The following is a 15,475-nucleotide window of genomic DNA, read 5'->3' on the forward strand; positions in this document are numbered from 1 at the left end:
ACGTCTTCGAACTTCATAAGTCGAACTTCCTGTAACACTTCTGTCCGCTTCATAACGCCTCCTTTCGGAGACATGATAAAACCGGACAGATCGCATGTTACCTACACCGGACATATCGCTTGTTAGCGACAGTTAGCGACACTGGTGTTGCCCGATCAGGGCGCGTGCTTTATCGTGCTGGGCCGCTCCGAACAGGGGCTAGAGGTGGTCGATCTGAATGGCGGGGCGGTGGAAACCCGGCTGCCCAATCGGGGACGATGCACGGTTATCCGGATCGAGAAATTCACATACCATCCCTCGGAAACCCGCCCGTTGAGTGTGGCGACGTCCTTTTCCAGCCTGCGTTCGATGATGCCGGGTTTGTTGTTGACGGCGTTTCTGACAAATCTTCTGGGTCTGCTGCCGCCCCTGTTGATCATGGCGATTTATGACCGGGTCATTCCATCGGGATCCGTTGATCTGCTGATGGCGCTGGTGATCGGTGTGGGCGTTCTGGCCGTGTCAGATTTCCTGTTCCGCCGTGCCCGCTTCGAGGCATTTGCCTATGTCGGTCAGAAAGGTGAACGCAAGCTGGCGATTGGCTTGTTCCGCAAGCTGATGAGCCTGCCGCTGTCGCATCTGCAGAAATCCGATGTGACGCAGCAAATTGCCCGGTTCCGCCAATTTGAATCGCTGCGCGAGTTGTTCACCGGACAGGTCATGACCACGGTGATCGACCTGCCGTTTGCGGTGATCTTTTTTGCGGTGCTGCTGTATCTGGCGCCAACCGTGGGGTTGATGACATTGGGTCTGGCGGTGCTGTTGCTGGCGATTGGGGCCATTGCACTGCCGTTCCAGCAGCGGTTGGATTTGGCTGCGGCGGAGGCCAATGCCGCCCATTCCAGCGTGGTGCAGAATGCGGTGGTGCATCAGCGTGCGCTGGTCAACCTCGGCCTGCAATCCGCCTGGCTGGACCGCTGCGCCCCGCTGGCAGAGGCGGCGGAAACCGCGACGGCCAAGGCGCGTCAGCTGCGCAATCTGATCCAGAACATGTCCCAGGCAATCATGGGGTTGGGATCTGCTGGGGCTATTGTGATCAGTGCCCATCAGGCAGTGCAGGGGTCGATGACCTTTGGCGCGCTGATTGCATCGATCGCGCTGGTGTCCAAGGTTCTGGCGCCGGTGCAGGCGCTGCAATCCTCGCTGGGGCAGATTGTTGGCTTCCGCAAAAGCCAGACCCAGGCAGACCGTGTGTTGGCGCTGCCGGAAGAAATGGAGCTGGGACTGCGTCAATCGCATCAGAAAACGCTGAAAGGGGCGATTTCCTTCCAGGGTGTGGGCTATCGACCAGATCCGCTGAACCCCGCTTTGCTGAGCGGCGCCGGGTTCGATTGCGCCCCAGGCGAGGTTGTCGTGGTGATGAGCCGCGACACCGCAACCCGGACCGCAATCCTGGATCTGATCAGCGGTCTGGCGTCGCCGTCGATGGGCGGGATCGAGCATGATGGCATTGATATCCGCCAGATTGCGCGGGATGAACTGCGCAAGTCGGTGTCCTATGCCACCTACGCGCCACGGCTGTTCTACGGCACGGTGGCGCAGAATTTCCGGCTTGCGGCGCCTGCGCTTAGCGATCGGGACATGCGTCAGGCGCTTGGAGCCATTGGCGTGCGCAAAGAGATCGAAGCCTTGGAAGAGGGCTATCAGACTCGGCTCAATGACAAGATGCTGGCGAGCCTGCCAGCGGAGATCATCAAATCACTGACCCTGGCGCGCAGCATGGCGCGGCCGTCGTCGATCTGCCTGTTTTCCGAACCAACCAACGGGCTGAACCAGAAACGCCGCCGCAAGTTCAAGACCTGGGTGGAGCAACAGCGTGGCGAAAAGACGGTGATCATTGCCACGGCGGATCGGTCGTTCATGCAGATGGCGGATCGTCTGATTTTCCTGAACGGCGACAGGGTTGTGGTCAACGACACCGGGCCTGCGGCCATCAAGAAAACGCAAGCCGTATTGAAAGCATTGGACCAGTAAGCGGGGCACCAAAGAGATGAGCAAGAAACCGACCGGGCCAATCGCGATGGCCCAAAAGAAAGAGAAAATTCGCAAGCCCCGGTTCGCAGCCTTTCTGGCGCTGACATTTTCGGGAATGGTTGTGGCGTTGATTGTCTTGGCGGGGCGCACTGATGTGCCACAGATCACCCGCGCGCCCGGCACCATTGTGCCGCAGGGGGATTACACCCAGATCGAGGTGCTGGAAGGCGGCATCGTGGAGCGCGTGTTTGTGCAGGATGGCGATCAGGTGCAGGCGGGCGATGTTCTGGTGGCGCTGCGTCATCCGGATTTGACCAAGGAACAGCAGGGGCTTCGCGAGCAGCTGACAACCGTGGAGCGCAAATTGCTGCGCAGCCATACGGTGTTGCAGATGCTGGAAAGCGGCGAGGAGATCTCCTCCGATCGGCTGGCCCATCTGCGCTCCATCGGGCAGGGGACTGCGGCGGCGGCGCTGGAGATTTATGGCGAAAGCCAGCGCATCAAAGCGCTGTCGATTTCGCAGCAGGTGGATACGCTGGAAATCCTCGAAGCCTCGCAGCGGTTCACCGAAGAGCGGGTTGTGCGCAAACAAGAAGAGCTGGAGCGCGCCCGCAAACTGCACAAACAGGGGCTGACCACGCTGCGGGATATGCTGCAGGACGCGGATCAATTGGATGCACTGCGGACCGCGGCCTCTGACGGAGAGGTGCGGCTTGCCGAGGCGCGCAGCGCCCTGTCCGTGGCGCGCGCGGCGCTGGCGGAGCATACGCTGGCCCTGCGTCAGGAGGTGCTGAATGAAATCGAAGATCTGGGCGATCAGCGCAACGCATTGCGGGTGTCGCTAAAGCTGGTGGAGAAAAAGCTGGCCGCACTGCAGATCGTGGCCCCAAGCGAGGGCGTGGTGCAATCGGTGGCGTTCCCCAACCGTGGCGAAGTCATCGCGCCAGGAGAGACGATTTTTGAACTCTTGCCGCGCGGGCTGGATCTGCTGGTGGAGGCCCGCATTCCGAATGCGGAGATCGGCCATGTCGGATTGGAACAGGCGGTTAATCTGACGGTCGACACCTATGATGTGCGCCAGTTCGGCAAGGTGCAGGGTCGTGTGGCGGCGGTGTCTCCGGTGCCGTTGATTGATGAACAGACCGGCGCGACCTATTTTCGCGCATCGATTGCTCTGGATGGGCGTTCGGTGGGGAATGGGATGTTCGAACGGCCGCTGCAGGCGGGCATGACGGTGGTGGCCGAAATGCAAACCGGGGAGAAATCCTTGTTGGCCTACATGCTGAAGCCGGTGCATCAAACCATGACGCGGGCGTTCAGCGAACGCTGATCAGGGGCTGATCCATGTGGGGTTGGGTGATTCCGACACCTGCCCACAGGAGGCGATTGCCCCTGTGGGTACTGGTGATCACCGCATGTGCGGGTGGTCGTCAGAGGTTCAGAACCAGGCGCGGGGATTTCGCCCGTGACACACAGGTGCAGAGATAGCTGTTGCTGGCCTGTTCATCGGAGCTGAGAATGCCATCCCGGTGATCGACCTCGCCGTCTAGAACATCCACCATACAGGCCCCACACAGCCCTTCGGCGCAGCCCACGTCGATGTCGATGGCATTGGCTTTCAGCACATCGACAATGGTTTCATCCGGACCCACGGGCAGCACAGCTCCGGTGGAGCTGATTTCGATCTCAAACCCATTGGTCGTGGTGTTGTCTGCATTGGTCGCGGCGGCGAACCGTTCAAAGTGGATTTTGCCGCCGCGCAGGGCGCTGCTGGCATCCAGAAGGGCGGTCAGCATAGGTTCTGGTCCGCAGGTGTAGACGTCTGAGTCCGCGGGGATGCTCTCTAGCAGGGCGGCCAGATCCAGCGGGCCGTCGGTGTCATCGCAGTGCAGATGATACCGCGCGCCCAAATTCAGCTCCCGAAAAGCCCCATCCATCGCCGCCAGATCCATGGAGCGGGTGAGATAATGGATGCCAAATTCTCGGCCCGATGTGGCCAGCGCGCGGGCCATGGCAACCAGCGGCGTTGCGCCAATCCCGCCTGCGATCAGGGTGACATAGCGGTCGTCATCTTGCAGTTTGAAATGATTGCGTGGCTGGCCCACTTGCAGATCCGTCCCTTCGGCCAGATCATGCATTGCACGCGACCCGCCGCGACCGTTGTCTTCGCGTTTCACAGCAACATGCAGTTGCCGGTGATCCTCGGACCAGTCCCAGATCGAATATTGGCGCATCAGCCCCTGGCCGAGATGGATGTCGATATGAGCGCCTGGCTCCAATCCTGCAAAGGTCCCGCTGGCGAGCTGAAAGGCAAAATCGCTGGTGTCCGCGCTCAGGCGGGTTTTGCGGATCAATCGGGCGGTTTGCGTGGTCATCACGGGCGTCCTCAGTCAAGGGCTGCGCCCGCAGGGGTCGGCGCGCGGGCATTCGGTTCTGAACGCTACTGAGCCGATTTAGAAGTGTCGTTCAATTTGAAAAATACTCATACTAAGGTGAACTGATATAACCCATGGAGCCTGAGCCGAGGTCTCCGCAGCGATGAGCCACGATGTCCAGACGCCACTATAACCTGCCGCCATTGACCACGCTGTCCGCTTTTGAAGCCGCAGCGCGCCATCTGAGTTTCAAGAATGCCGCCCAGGAGCTGTCTGTGACACCCGGTGCGGTCAGCCATCAAATCAAGGCGTTGGAGGGCGAGCTGGGCCTGGCGCTGTTTCAACGCAAACATCGCGGTGTGGAGCTGACCCGTGAAGGCCAGGACCTGTTTGATACGGTGGCCACGTCGTTCCGCCAGATCTCCCGTCAGCTGACGCGCATTCGCACCAGTGGCGAGGATGATGCGGTCACGGTCGGCTCAACCACGGCTGTGGCGGCGTTGTGGCTGTCGCCCGTCATCATCCGGTTCTGGCGGGAATACCCGGATCTGAACATTCACCAGATCACGCAGGACAGGCCATTTCACGACACGGGTGAGTTCGACTTTTTCATACGATATGGCCGTGACAGTGACGCATCCCTGGCCCATACGCCGATCTACCGCGATGAGCTGGTGCCTGTTGCCCGGCCCGAGTTGGCGGAGATGCTCGCAGGATCATCGCTGGAGCAGCTGGCCGGGCAGCGTTTGATCCATCTGCAAAGCGCAACGCAGAGCTGGACAACCTGGGGCGATTGGTTTCACGAGTTGGGATATCAGGGTGACATTGCGTCTGGCACGCGGGTCACCAGCTATTCCCTTGCACTGCAGCTGGCCCGAAAAGGGGCAGGCCTGGCGCTTGGCTGGCGGCGTCTGATTCAGCCGATGCTGGACAGTGACAAGCTGGCGGTCATCGACGGCTTTGCGGTCCCGGCGCCGAAGGAGTTTTATCTGGTTGGTCTGGCGGATGCGGATCTGTCGGCCAACGCAAAAAAACTGAAAGACTGGATCCTGGCCGAAGCGCGCGCAGCATCAGTTTAGGTCAGATCACTCATGAATGAAGTTTTCTGATATTGAGCAAATCGGCATTCCCACGGCATTTGGACGAAATTGATAGTCCGCCAGGGAGAGTTTGATGAACAAACATAGCAAGCTGTCGTCGGTTCTGACGTCCGTGAATACAGCCAATGGGTTGCCGAACCAGCATTACATCGATCCGGACGTTTTTGGCGAAGAGCGAGAGTCTGTTTTGTTTGCCAATTGGGCGGGCATCGGTTTTGGCAAGGATATCCCAGAGGCGGGCGACGCCAAACCAGTTGATTTCCTGGGGATGCCGATCTTGTTGGTCCGCGACCGCAATGGCGATATCGGCGTGTTTCAGAACACCTGCCGTCATCGTGGGATGATCCTGGTCGACAAGCCACAAAAGATCCGTGGTGCGATCCGCTGCCCCTACCACAGCTGGTGCTACGGGTTGAACGGTGAGCTGCGCGCCACGCCACATGTCGGTGGGCCGGGCCAGAACACGCATGAAGATGTCGACATCGACAAACTGGGCCTGCTGCGGATCCGGTCCCATGTCTGGCGGGATGTGATTTTTGTGAATGTGGATGGCAACGCGCCGGAGTTCACCGAGGTTCACGCCGATCTTTTGCAGCGCTGGTCTGAGTTCGAGTCAACTCTGCACCATGGTGGTGAGGCGTCTTCCTTCAAACTGGAGGTTGCGACCAACTGGAAATTGGCGGTGGAGAATTATTGCGAGAGCTACCACCTGCCATGGGTGCACCCTGGTCTGAACAGCTATTCCCGGCTGGAAGATCACTACAACATCGAAGAGCTGGGCAAATATTCCGGTCAGGGCACGTTGGTCTATCGTCAGTTGAAGGACGAAGACGGCACCACGATGGCCGATTTCGACGGGCTCAGCGACAAATGGGACGAGGGCGCGGAATATGTCGCGGTTTACCCCAATGTTCTGCTTGGGGTGCAGCGCGATCATTGCTTTGCCATCGTTTTGGAACCGAAAAACTGCGAAAACACGGTTGAGCATATCGAGCTTTACTATGCGCGCAGCGAACAGGAGACCCCGCAGTTTGATGGTCTGCGGGCCTCGAATGCGCAGCTGTGGAAAACCGTTTTCGAAGAAGATGTCTTTGTTGTCGAAGGCATGCAGAAAGGACGGCACGGCGTTCTGTTTGACGGCGGGCGGTTTTCCCCCGCTATGGATGGACCCACGCATAACTTCCATCATTGGGTGGCGACGCAGATCGAAAAGGGCCGCGAGGGATGAGCACCTTTTTGGACGACGGGCTGGCAAGGAATTTCCTTGCCGGTGCCTGGGTCGACGGTGATGGCGGTCGCACGATCGCGGTGGAGGATCCGGGCACAGGAGCGCATTTTGCCGATGCGGCCCAGGCGGGGGAGGCCACATTGGCCAAAGCGCTGGAGGCGGCGCGGGCGTCGTTTGATCGCGGCGATCTTGCCGATATGAAACCCGGCGACCGGGGTCGGCTGATGCTGCGGATCGCGCGGGAGATCCGATTGATCGCTGCCGAAGGGGCCGATGCGCTGTGTCGGGAAAGCGGAAAATCCCTGAGCGCGGCGCATGACGAATTCGAAGAAGCGGCGCAGTATTTCGAATACTACGGTGGTGTTGCCGACAAGATCGAAGGCAAATCCATCCCGCTTGGCCCCGACTATGCCGATTTCACTGTCTTTGAACCCTATGGTGTTTCCGCACAGGTGGTGCCCTGGAACTTCCCGGTGTCGATTGCGGCGCGTTCGCTTGCGCCATCCATGGCGGCGGGGAACTCCACCATCATCAAATCGCCCGAGCTGGATCCCATCGCGCTGGCGATGTTGGGGCAGGCGTTGGAGCGGGCCGAGGTGCCTGCGGGTGCGGTGTCTATCCTTAATGGGATCGGCGCTGATCTGGGCGCGCGCCTGGTGGCCAGCAGCGATGTGGATCAGATTGTCTTTACCGGTTCGGTGCCAACCGGTCAGGCGATTTTGCACGCTGCTGCGGAGACTGTGACGCCGTCCTTGATGGAGCTGGGCGGGAAATCGGCTGCGGTTGTGTTTGAAGATGCGGACCTCGATGGGCTGATGCGCAGCTTGCAGTCGGGGATCTTTTACAACGCTGGTCAGGTTTGCTCCGCGATGGCCCGTGTGCTGGTGCACCGGTCGATCTATCAAGAGGTGGTGGAACGCGCGGCGGCGCTGGCAAACGGTCTGAGCGTGGGTCATGGGTTGGACAACCCAGAGCACACGCCGGTTGTTTCAGCGCTGCAGCTGTCCCGGGTCGAGGCCCTGACCCAAACGGCACAACAGGATGGTGCGCGTGTCGCGGCCGGTGGTGCGCGGCTGGAGCGTGAGGGGTATTTCATGGCGCCAACCATCCTCGCGGATGTGGATCCAGGCGCCCGGGTGGCCCAGCAGGAAATCTTTGGGCCTGTGACTTGCCTGACGCCGTTTGACACCGAGGCTGAGGCCATCGCCATGGCAAATGGCACTGAATTCGGACTGGTCGCTGGCGTCTTTACCCGCGATTTGGCCCGCTCTCACCGGGTCGCGCGCAAACTGCGGGCGGGGCAGGTGTTCGTCAACGAGTGGTTTGCAGGCGGTATTTCGACGCCCTTTGGTGGTGTCGGGAAATCAGGCTTTGGTCGCGAGAAAGGGTTGGAAGCGCTCTATAACTACGTCCGGACCAAGAATATCGCGATTTCGCTGAAGGGCTGAGCCATGGAGCGAAAGGATCTTGAGGACGCGCTGCTAGAGGCCCATGCGCACCATGACAGTGCGGCTCTTATCCGGCTTTATGGTCTGGCCGCAGAGCAGGCCGAGGCCGCCGGTGATATCGATCGCGCCTGTTTCTATCTCACCCATGCGTTTGTTTTTGCGCTGGAAAGCGGATCACCTGAGGCCGATCCACTGAACGCGCGGCTGGTGGCGCGGGGGCGTGCGAAGCGGCTGACTTTCTGAGCGGTCGCAAGGGGGATGTCGCAAACGGGCATTTTTCACTGAAATCTGACTGGCACCATGGGGGTGCCGGTTACACACGACGTTAATTCTTCACTCCATGGGATCTACGCGCTGACGCAGGTGTTTAGGTCCGACAAGGCTCTTAAAGGGGGCAAAAATGCGCACAGAAGCACAGGCCGTTGTCATCGGAGGTGGGGTTATTGGATGTTCAATCCTCTACCACCTCACCAAATTGGGTTGGTCCGATGTGGTCCTGTTGGAGCGGGATGAGCTGACATCCGGCTCCACCTGGCACGCGGCTGCAAACATCCACGGGCTGCATGACAGCACCAATATCAGCCGGATCCAGCACTACACCATGACGCTGTATAACGCGCTGGAAGAGGAAACCGGCCAGAGCTGTGGCGTGTTTCAGCCGGGGTCGTTGTATCTGGCACAGACCGAAGCCCGCGAACATCAGCTGAAGCTGCAGGCCGCGAAGGCCAAGCTTTACGGTATGAATTTCTACGAGATCAGCATCGAAGAGGCTCAGCGGCTCAATCCTTTGGTGAATTATGATGGCATCCGCTGCGTCATGTATGAACCGGACGGCGGCAATGTGGATCCATCGGGGGTGACAAATGCCTATGCGGTGGGGGCGCGCCAACGTGGCGCCGAGATCCATCGCTTTACCCCGGTGACGGGGACCGACCAGCAAGAGGACGGCAGCTGGATCGTGCGCACACCGAAAGGCGATATTCGCACCAAATGGGTGGTCAATGCTGCTGGTCTTTGGGGGCGGGAGGTTGCCGCACTGGCCGGGCTGGAGCTGCCGCTGCAGCCAACAGAGCACCAGTATTTCGTCACCGAGACGATGACAGATGTGGAAGAACATGGAACGCGTCTGCCCTCAGTCAGCGACCGGGATGGCGAATATTATCTGCGTCAGGAAGGCCAAGGGTTGCTGGTCGGGGCCTATGAAAAGGACATGAAGTTCTGGGCCGAAGAGGGCACACCGCTGGATTTTGCCCATGATCTGTTCCCCGACGATCTGGAGCGGATCGAAGAAAACATGATGAATGCAATTGAACGGTTGCCTGCAGTGGGTGAGGCCGGGATCAAGCGCGTCATCAATGGCCCGATGATCTGGTCGCCGGATTCCAATGTGCTGATGGGGCCGGTGCCGGAACTGGATGGCTATTTCTGCTGCAATGGGATCATTCCGGGGTTCTCGCAGTCGGGCGGTATGGGGTTGATGGCCGCGCAGTGGATCATCGAAGGTGAAACCGAATACGATATGTTCGCCTGGGATATGGCGCGGTTTGACAGCTGGGCGACCAAAGAGTTCACCAAGGCCCGCGTGCAGGATCAATATGCGCACCGGTTTGCCATTCACTTCCCCAACGAAGAACGCAGCGCTGGTCGTCCGGCCCGTTGTCGACCCATCTATGAGGCGCAGGCCGAAATGGGCGCGGTCTTTGGGCTGAATGCGGGGTGGGAACACCCCCTCTGGTTTGCCGATCAGCCGGGAGCGCAGGACACCAATGGTTTCACCCGGCAGAACTGGTGGGCGCCAGTGGGTGCGGAATGCAAGATGCTGCGTGAGCGGGCGGGGATCATCGACATCTCCAACTTCGCCAAATATCGCTGCAAAGGTCCGGGCGCTGCGGATTGGCTGAATGCGGTTTTTGCCAACAACATGCCAAAAACCGTTGGCCGGTCCTGTTTGACGCCGCTGATTTCCAAACGCGGCGGGATTGCGGGCGATTTCACCGTGACGCGCATTGCTGAGGATGAATTCTGGATCATCGGATCCGGCATGGCAGAACGGTATCACCGCCGCTTCTTCAAAGAAGTTCCGCTGCCGGAAGGCACCACCTTCGATTCCATGACCGAAGCCATGTGCGGCTTCAATGTGGCTGGCCCCAAATCCCGTGAGATGCTGCAGCGCCTGACCAATGCCTCTCTGGCGACAGAGGACTTTCCGTTCATGCGCTCCGCGATGATCGAACTGGCGGGCGTCGAGGTCCTGGCCCTGCGGGTGTCGTTCACCGGCGATCTCGGTTGGGAGCTGCACTGCAAGACCGAAGATCAGCCACGGCTTTATGCGGCGCTGCTGGAGGCGGGCAAATCCGTCGATGCAGGCCCTGTGGGCAGTCGCGCGCTGATGTCGCTGCGGGTTGAGAAAGGGTACGGTTCCTGGAGCCGTGAATACAGCCCGGAGTATTGGCCGCAGGAAGTTGGCCTGGATCGGCTGTGTAAACTGGACAAGGAATTCCTCAACAAGGCGGCTGTGCTGTCGGTGATGGAAAACCCGGCCCGCGAGCAATTGGTTCTGCTGCATCTGGATGATGCCGATGTCACCGCCTCCAATGCGGATGCGACAGGGGGCGAGCCGATCTTCAAGGACGGTGAGGGCATTGGTCGTGTGACCAGTGGTGCCTATGGCTATAGCGTTGGCATGTCTCTTGCGCTTGGGTTCGTGAAAAACGCCCAGCCGGGGGATCGGGTCGAGGTGATGGTTCTGGGTCAGCCGCATGGCGCGACCATTCTGTCTGAACCACCGTTTGACGCCGACGGCCGGATTTTGCGCGGCTAAAACACTGCGATCAAAACATGAGAGGCATGGGGTGTGGATCCCGTGCCTCGCTATGCGATCAGCGGGTCTGCTCCGGCGTCATCAGAAAACCTTCGATCAAAGGCAGCAGCGTTGGCGCAGCTTCTTCATGAGCGAGATGTCCAAGGCCCGCCAGGGAAGCGACCTGCGCATGTTTCATCAGTTTTGCAGCTTGTGCGCCCACCTTGGGTGGGACGGTTTTGTCGTTATCTGCCAGCAGCATGAGGGTCCGCGCCTCGATCTGGGGCAGTTGGCGCAATAGGGGCGCCACATCCCATTGTGCCATCATCTTCAATGTGGCGGAGACGTGATCGCGGTCGCGGATCAGCTGTAGGTAGCGGGCGCACATCTCTTGGTTGACCCGTGAACCAGTGGCGTCCAAGAGACGTTTCACTTTGTCCGGGCGACCGGCCAGTCCGCTGAACAGCTCCGCCGTGAAAGGAGCGCGGGCCAGAACGCGGGCAAGCACCGGAAACAGCCAACCTGCCAGACCGCCAAAGGCGCTGAGGGCGGGATTGATGGCCACCACGCGCGGTGTTGTCTTTGTTGTTTCGGTGAGTTTTTGCAGCCCATCTCGGCGCACCATCTGCAGGGCTACGGCTGCGCCTGCGGAATGGCCGATGATAGCGGCGGGCTGGCAGCCAAGCCGGGTCAGAAGCGAAGATAGATCCTCCGCCATTTGCGGCAGACCGAACCGATGGGGTTTGCCAGCCTGGCTGAACCCCTGACCGACAAGATCAACAATCACCACCTGCCAGCGCTGCGCGAGTAGCGGGGCCAGATGGCGCCAGCTCTGCCCCGCGCCACCAGCCCCATGCAGCAACAGCAGCGAGGGGCCATCGCCGAGGATTTGCAGATGCCAGCGATGGCCAGCGGCAAGATACTGCCTGCTGTGGGTCGCAAGCGGCCAGTCGTAATCGCTGGGCGGCCAGTTCATCCCGAGGCGTCCAGAATACCACCCACTGCGGTGCTGATCCCAGCGGCGTCTGCCAGCTGCAAAGGCAGATAGGTTGCCTGCATATGATGGGCCAACTCCTGCAGATGGGGCGATTGTCGCCGCGCGGTATCAATCACGATCGCACTAAGACGGGCGTTGGCGATTGCGGTTGCCATCGAATTGGATTGCTGCTGTGCCGCCTGCCTGTCACCGGCACCATCAAGCGCGACATTGGCCCGCCCGTCGGTCAGCAGGATCAGGCTTGGCGTCAATCCGTGGTGCTGGGCCTGTTGCGCTTCGATCAGGGCGCGGTGCAGGCCCGATGCCAGCGGGGTGCCACCGCCACCCGGCAGCGCAGAGAGCCGCTTGCGCGCCTGCAGCAATGACCGCGTCGGCGGGAGCAATAGATCAGCCCGATCTTTGCGGAAGGCCACAAGGGCGACATGATCGCGCCGCGCATAGGCCTGCGCCAACAGAATTTCGACCGCGCCTTTGGCCTCGTTCAGCCGCGCCATGGCAGAGGAACCGGAGGCATCGACGGCAAAGATCAGCAGCCTGTCACTGCGGTTTTCAAAGGATTTGATGCGCAGATCGCTGCTGCGCAAAGCGAGATGCGTATGGGCGGGGCGCTGGCGCAGTTTCTGCCAGGGGGCAGCTGCGCGCAAAGTGGCGGGAATATCGATCTGTTTGCCTGCAGACAGTCGCCCGGGACGGGAGGGTTTGGGCCGTCCTCTGCGATTGTGGCGCAGGCGATCACCGCTGCCCTGACTTGCGCCGGTTTTGCGTTGTCTGTGACCTGCGGCGAGCTGCGCTAGAAGATCCGGGGGCAGGGCGGTTTGCGCTGCGGCCACCAATTGGTCCTCCAGATCGCGCGGGTCTGGGGTCTGGGCCTCTGCGGGGTCATTGTCTGGATTTGTGTCGTTTTGATCCGGGGGGCTGCTGTCCTGAATGTCGGGCGCATCCTCTGGCAGGCTGCGATGGCCCAAAACCAGTGCGGCGGCGGCGCGCAGATCTGCGTCGGTCACCTGGCGGCGACCGTCGCGGCCCGCCAGGATCCGAGCCGCACGGACCGCAAAGGTCACCGGGCGCAGCGAGGACACCCCCAGTTCGGCCGCTGTCTGCACCAGGGCCTGTACCTGTTGGTCGTCAATCTCTGCCGGTTTACAATCCGGGCTGATCAGCAAGGGGTGCAGATCGCGCAGCGACACCGGGTTGAGATCGACGAAAAACGCCATCCGTTCAGTAAGGGCAGTTGGCGGCGTGTCATCGCCATCGCAGCCTTCGTCCAGCGCGATGATGGAATGGGTGCGCTGATCCATCATCTGGGTCAGACGGGCGGCAAATCGCGGCGTTGCGCATTCAGCCCGGTTGAGCACGAACATAGAGGATTTTGCGGCAAGACCCGGCGTTGTCCTCGTTTGCCCATCGGCCAACATGGCCGCGAGATCTGGGCCGCCGAATAGGGCGCGGTCCTCCAGATTTGGGTGGATCGGGCAGATCTTGCGCGGCAGATCGGCCAACAGGTTTTGCACGGCCTCCCGTACTGGACCATGGCGCAGGCGTAGCCAAATGCCGCCCAACCCCTGCGGATCGGACAAGAAGCAATCCAGCACCAGACCCAGCCTGTCCCAGCCTGTTGGCAGGTCGGTCATGGCGCCGGGCTTTCCGCGTCATCTGTGGTGTCAGGGGTATCCAGCGCGTCGAGGGCGCGCAACACACGCAGGGAAGAGCCGACCTCATCCAGCGGGTCGCGGCGCAGACGGTGGTGCAGGGCGATGGCGGCGATCCGGCGGATATGGTCCATGGAAACGGTATCGGCCTTGTCAAATGCGGCCAGGGCGCGGGCTGTGCGCAACAGGGTCAGCTCGCCCCGTAGACCATCAGATCCAAGCGCGCTGCAGAGCTGCGCGCAGCGGATCAGTGCGGCCTCGTCGGTCGTGATCTGATCAAGTTGGCTGCGGGCCGCGAGAATATCGGCGCGGATCTTGGCATCCTCAGCCTGCCATTTGGCACAAAATCCGGCTGGATCCCTGTCATAGTTGTCGCGCCGGCGAATGACCTCCACCCGGTCGTCAATCGTGGTAGGGGAGCGCACCTCCACCGACAGGCCAAACCGGTCAAGCAGCTGCGGGCGCAATTCGCCCTCTTCCGGGTTGCCTGATCCGACCATGACAAAGCGCGCGTCATGGCGGATGGACAGGCCTTCGCGCTCCACCAGATTTTCGCCGGATTGCGCCACATCCAGCAGCAGGTCGACAATATGGTCCTCCAGCAGGTTGACCTCATCAATATACAGATAGCCCCGGTTTGCGCGGGCCAGCAGGCCGGGTTGAAACGCTTTTTCCCCTCGGGTGAGGGCGCGTTCGATGTCCAATGCGCCAAGCACGCGATCTTCGGTGACGCCAAGTGGCAGGTCTACCACCGGTGTTGGGCGGCTGACGATGGATGTATCGCTCAACTCGGCCCAATCGGGGCAGGCCTCTGTTGAGGCGGAATTCACCGGGCAGCTCGCCACCTGATCAATCGGTGGCAACAATCCCGCAAGGGCGCGCACGGCGGTTGATTTGCCCGTGCCCCGGTCACCGAACACCAGAACCCCACCAATGCTGGGGTCAATGGCGGTCAGGATCATGGCCAGTTTCATGTCGTCCTGGCCGACGATGGCAGAGAATGGAAATGGCTGCGTCATGACACTTTGCTCTCATTCTGGGCGAGGAGCGGCTGACCACCCCAACTGCCGGTTTGACCTTGTATTGCAAATCGGGCGTAGAGTTCCTCGCGAAACCATTGCCCGTCGCGCACGGCCTGAATGGCGTGGGCGTGGGGGCCGTCGCGGCGGGCAAAATGGGCCATGCTGGCGGCATTTGGCCAAATCGAAAAAGTGACCTGGTGGAGCCAGGGGATTTCTCCGATGCCGATTTTGAACAGGACATTCGGATCCTGCCCGATGGCCTGGGAGATGTCTGGCACCCGGGTCCAGAAATGGGGCAGCACTTTGGGTTTCAGTGTTGCCCGCGTCAGCGCAGCGATCGGTCCAGTGCCCGCCACCGGCGCTGGTTGAAATGGCGTGGTGCGCGCCCAGGAGCCGCGCGCGGTTGTCGGCGTCAGATAAAGTGTGAGGCTCTCGCTCGCCCGCGCGCGCCAACGGTTATAGACGCCTGCTGATTCCACATGTTTGCGTGCCAGCTCCGGCGAGGGCCAGACTGCCAGAATGGCCCAGACTTGGGTGTTGGGGCGCGGTGTGAACCCTTCGCCGCTGCCAGAGCCGCAGAGCTTCCAGAATGTCACATCCGGCATATTGGCAAAGGCCAGGCGCGCCAACGCCATCTGGCCAAGCACCCAGAGGCGCGCCGCAACGGTGGGAAATCTGAACAGGCTCAGGCTGACGGTTTGAATCGCGGCTCTCCTTTTCTTCCATAAAAACATCTGACATCACAGTGTCGAGAACATTCTGAATTGTCCGGTGTAGGTAACATGCCAATTGTCCGCTTCAGTTAGTACCGCAGCAGCCCAAATCGGAACGAGCCGTAGGCGA

General features: G+C 60.6%; 12 protein-coding genes. 7 read left to right on the forward strand and 5 right to left on the reverse strand.

Features of this window, described 5'->3' with window-relative positions; all coding sequences use genetic code 11:
- The first annotated feature begins 147 nt into the window (after positions 1–147).
- Together Q0C28_RS11815 and Q0C28_RS11820 are read left to right on the forward strand one after the other, a co-directional pair.
- Positions 148–2,013, forward strand: a complete 1,866-nt coding sequence (locus Q0C28_RS11815; protein ID WP_293576016.1) for an ABC transporter transmembrane domain-containing protein — start codon at positions 148–150, stop codon at positions 2,011–2,013.
- Positions 2,014–2,029: 16 nt separating this feature from the next.
- A complete protein-coding gene (locus Q0C28_RS11820) occupies positions 2,030–3,343 on the forward strand; it encodes an HlyD family type I secretion periplasmic adaptor subunit (RefSeq protein ID WP_293576018.1) in 1,314 nt (437 codons plus the stop codon).
- A gap of 100 nt (positions 3,344–3,443) precedes the next feature.
- Here the strand turns inward: Q0C28_RS11820 and Q0C28_RS11825 are convergent, their stop codons facing one another.
- Positions 3,444–4,388, reverse strand: coding sequence for a PDR/VanB family oxidoreductase (locus tag Q0C28_RS11825; protein WP_293576020.1), 945 nt, complete (start codon positions 4,386–4,388; stop codon positions 3,444–3,446).
- Between the two features lie 173 nt (positions 4,389–4,561).
- Here Q0C28_RS11825 and Q0C28_RS11830 point away from each other — a divergent pair, with 173 nt between their 5' ends.
- The 5 genes from Q0C28_RS11830 (at position 4,562) to Q0C28_RS11850 (ending at position 10,985) form a co-directional block, all read left to right on the forward strand.
- Positions 4,562–5,467, forward strand: a complete 906-nt coding sequence (locus tag Q0C28_RS11830) for a LysR substrate-binding domain-containing protein (RefSeq protein WP_293576022.1) — start codon at positions 4,562–4,564, stop codon at positions 5,465–5,467.
- 94 nt (positions 5,468–5,561) lie between these two features.
- A complete protein-coding gene (locus Q0C28_RS11835) occupies positions 5,562–6,716 on the forward strand; it encodes an aromatic ring-hydroxylating dioxygenase subunit alpha (RefSeq protein WP_293576024.1) in 1,155 nt (384 codons plus the stop codon).
- Complete coding sequence (locus Q0C28_RS11840) at positions 6,713–8,164, forward strand: aldehyde dehydrogenase family protein (RefSeq protein WP_293576026.1); 1,452 nt, start codon at positions 6,713–6,715, stop codon at positions 8,162–8,164. The genes Q0C28_RS11835 and Q0C28_RS11840 overlap by 4 nt, the downstream gene beginning before the upstream one ends.
- Before the next feature lie 3 nt (positions 8,165–8,167).
- Complete coding sequence (locus tag Q0C28_RS11845; RefSeq protein WP_293576028.1) at positions 8,168–8,407, forward strand: hypothetical protein; 240 nt, start codon at positions 8,168–8,170, stop codon at positions 8,405–8,407.
- A gap of 157 nt (positions 8,408–8,564) precedes the next feature.
- Positions 8,565–10,985: an FAD-dependent oxidoreductase gene (locus Q0C28_RS11850; RefSeq protein ID WP_293576030.1), complete on the forward strand. Its 2,421-nt coding sequence runs from the start codon at positions 8,565–8,567 to the stop codon at positions 10,983–10,985.
- A 58-nt stretch (positions 10,986–11,043) separates the two neighbouring features.
- Here Q0C28_RS11850 and bchO read toward each other — a convergent pair whose 3' ends face one another.
- The 4 genes from bchO to crtA are packed head-to-tail and all read right to left on the reverse strand — an operon-like array spanning position 11,044 to position 15,366.
- On the reverse strand, positions 11,044–11,940 hold the full coding sequence (bchO, locus tag Q0C28_RS11855; RefSeq protein WP_293576032.1) for an alpha/beta fold hydrolase BchO: 897 nt from the start codon (positions 11,938–11,940) through the stop codon (positions 11,044–11,046).
- A complete protein-coding gene (locus tag Q0C28_RS11860; RefSeq protein ID WP_293576034.1) occupies positions 11,937–13,592 on the reverse strand; it encodes a VWA domain-containing protein in 1,656 nt (551 codons plus the stop codon). Before Q0C28_RS11860 ends, bchO begins: the two co-directional genes overlap by 4 nt.
- Positions 13,589–14,629, reverse strand: a complete 1,041-nt coding sequence (bchI, locus tag Q0C28_RS11865) for a magnesium chelatase ATPase subunit I (protein WP_293576036.1) — start codon at positions 14,627–14,629, stop codon at positions 13,589–13,591. Before bchI ends, Q0C28_RS11860 begins: the two co-directional genes overlap by 4 nt.
- On the reverse strand, positions 14,626–15,366 hold the full coding sequence (gene crtA / locus Q0C28_RS11870; RefSeq protein ID WP_366934239.1) for a spheroidene monooxygenase: 741 nt from the start codon (positions 15,364–15,366) through the stop codon (positions 14,626–14,628). The genes bchI and crtA overlap by 4 nt, the downstream gene beginning before the upstream one ends.
- Positions 15,367–15,475 lie beyond the last annotated feature (109 nt).

This window comes from Phaeobacter sp., assembly GCF_022825805.1.
Taxonomy (GTDB): Bacteria; Pseudomonadota; Alphaproteobacteria; order Rhodobacterales; family Rhodobacteraceae; genus Phaeobacter.

Excerpts from the sequence above, each read along its gene's own strand:
- Q0C28_RS11820 (WP_293576018.1), top strand. The coding sequence starts at position 2,030 with ATGAGCAAGAAACCGACCGGGCCAATCGCGATGGCCCAAAAGAAAGAG.
- Q0C28_RS11825 (WP_293576020.1), bottom strand. The coding sequence starts at position 4,388 with ATGACCACGCAAACCGCCCGATTGATCCGCAAAACCCGCCTGAGCGCG.
- Q0C28_RS11830 (WP_293576022.1), top strand. The coding sequence starts at position 4,562 with ATGTCCAGACGCCACTATAACCTGCCGCCATTGACCACGCTGTCCGCT.
- Q0C28_RS11835 (WP_293576024.1), top strand. The coding sequence starts at position 5,562 with ATGAACAAACATAGCAAGCTGTCGTCGGTTCTGACGTCCGTGAATACA.
- Q0C28_RS11840 (WP_293576026.1), top strand. The coding sequence starts at position 6,713 with ATGAGCACCTTTTTGGACGACGGGCTGGCAAGGAATTTCCTTGCCGGT.
- Q0C28_RS11845 (WP_293576028.1), top strand. The coding sequence starts at position 8,168 with ATGGAGCGAAAGGATCTTGAGGACGCGCTGCTAGAGGCCCATGCGCAC.
- Q0C28_RS11850 (WP_293576030.1), top strand. The coding sequence starts at position 8,565 with ATGCGCACAGAAGCACAGGCCGTTGTCATCGGAGGTGGGGTTATTGGA.
- bchO (WP_293576032.1), bottom strand. The coding sequence starts at position 11,940 with ATGAACTGGCCGCCCAGCGATTACGACTGGCCGCTTGCGACCCACAGC.
- Q0C28_RS11860 (WP_293576034.1), bottom strand. The coding sequence starts at position 13,592 with ATGACCGACCTGCCAACAGGCTGGGACAGGCTGGGTCTGGTGCTGGAT.
- bchI (WP_293576036.1), bottom strand. The coding sequence starts at position 14,629 with ATGACGCAGCCATTTCCATTCTCTGCCATCGTCGGCCAGGACGACATG.
- crtA (WP_366934239.1), bottom strand. The coding sequence starts at position 15,366 with ATGTTTTTATGGAAGAAAAGGAGAGCCGCGATTCAAACCGTCAGCCTG.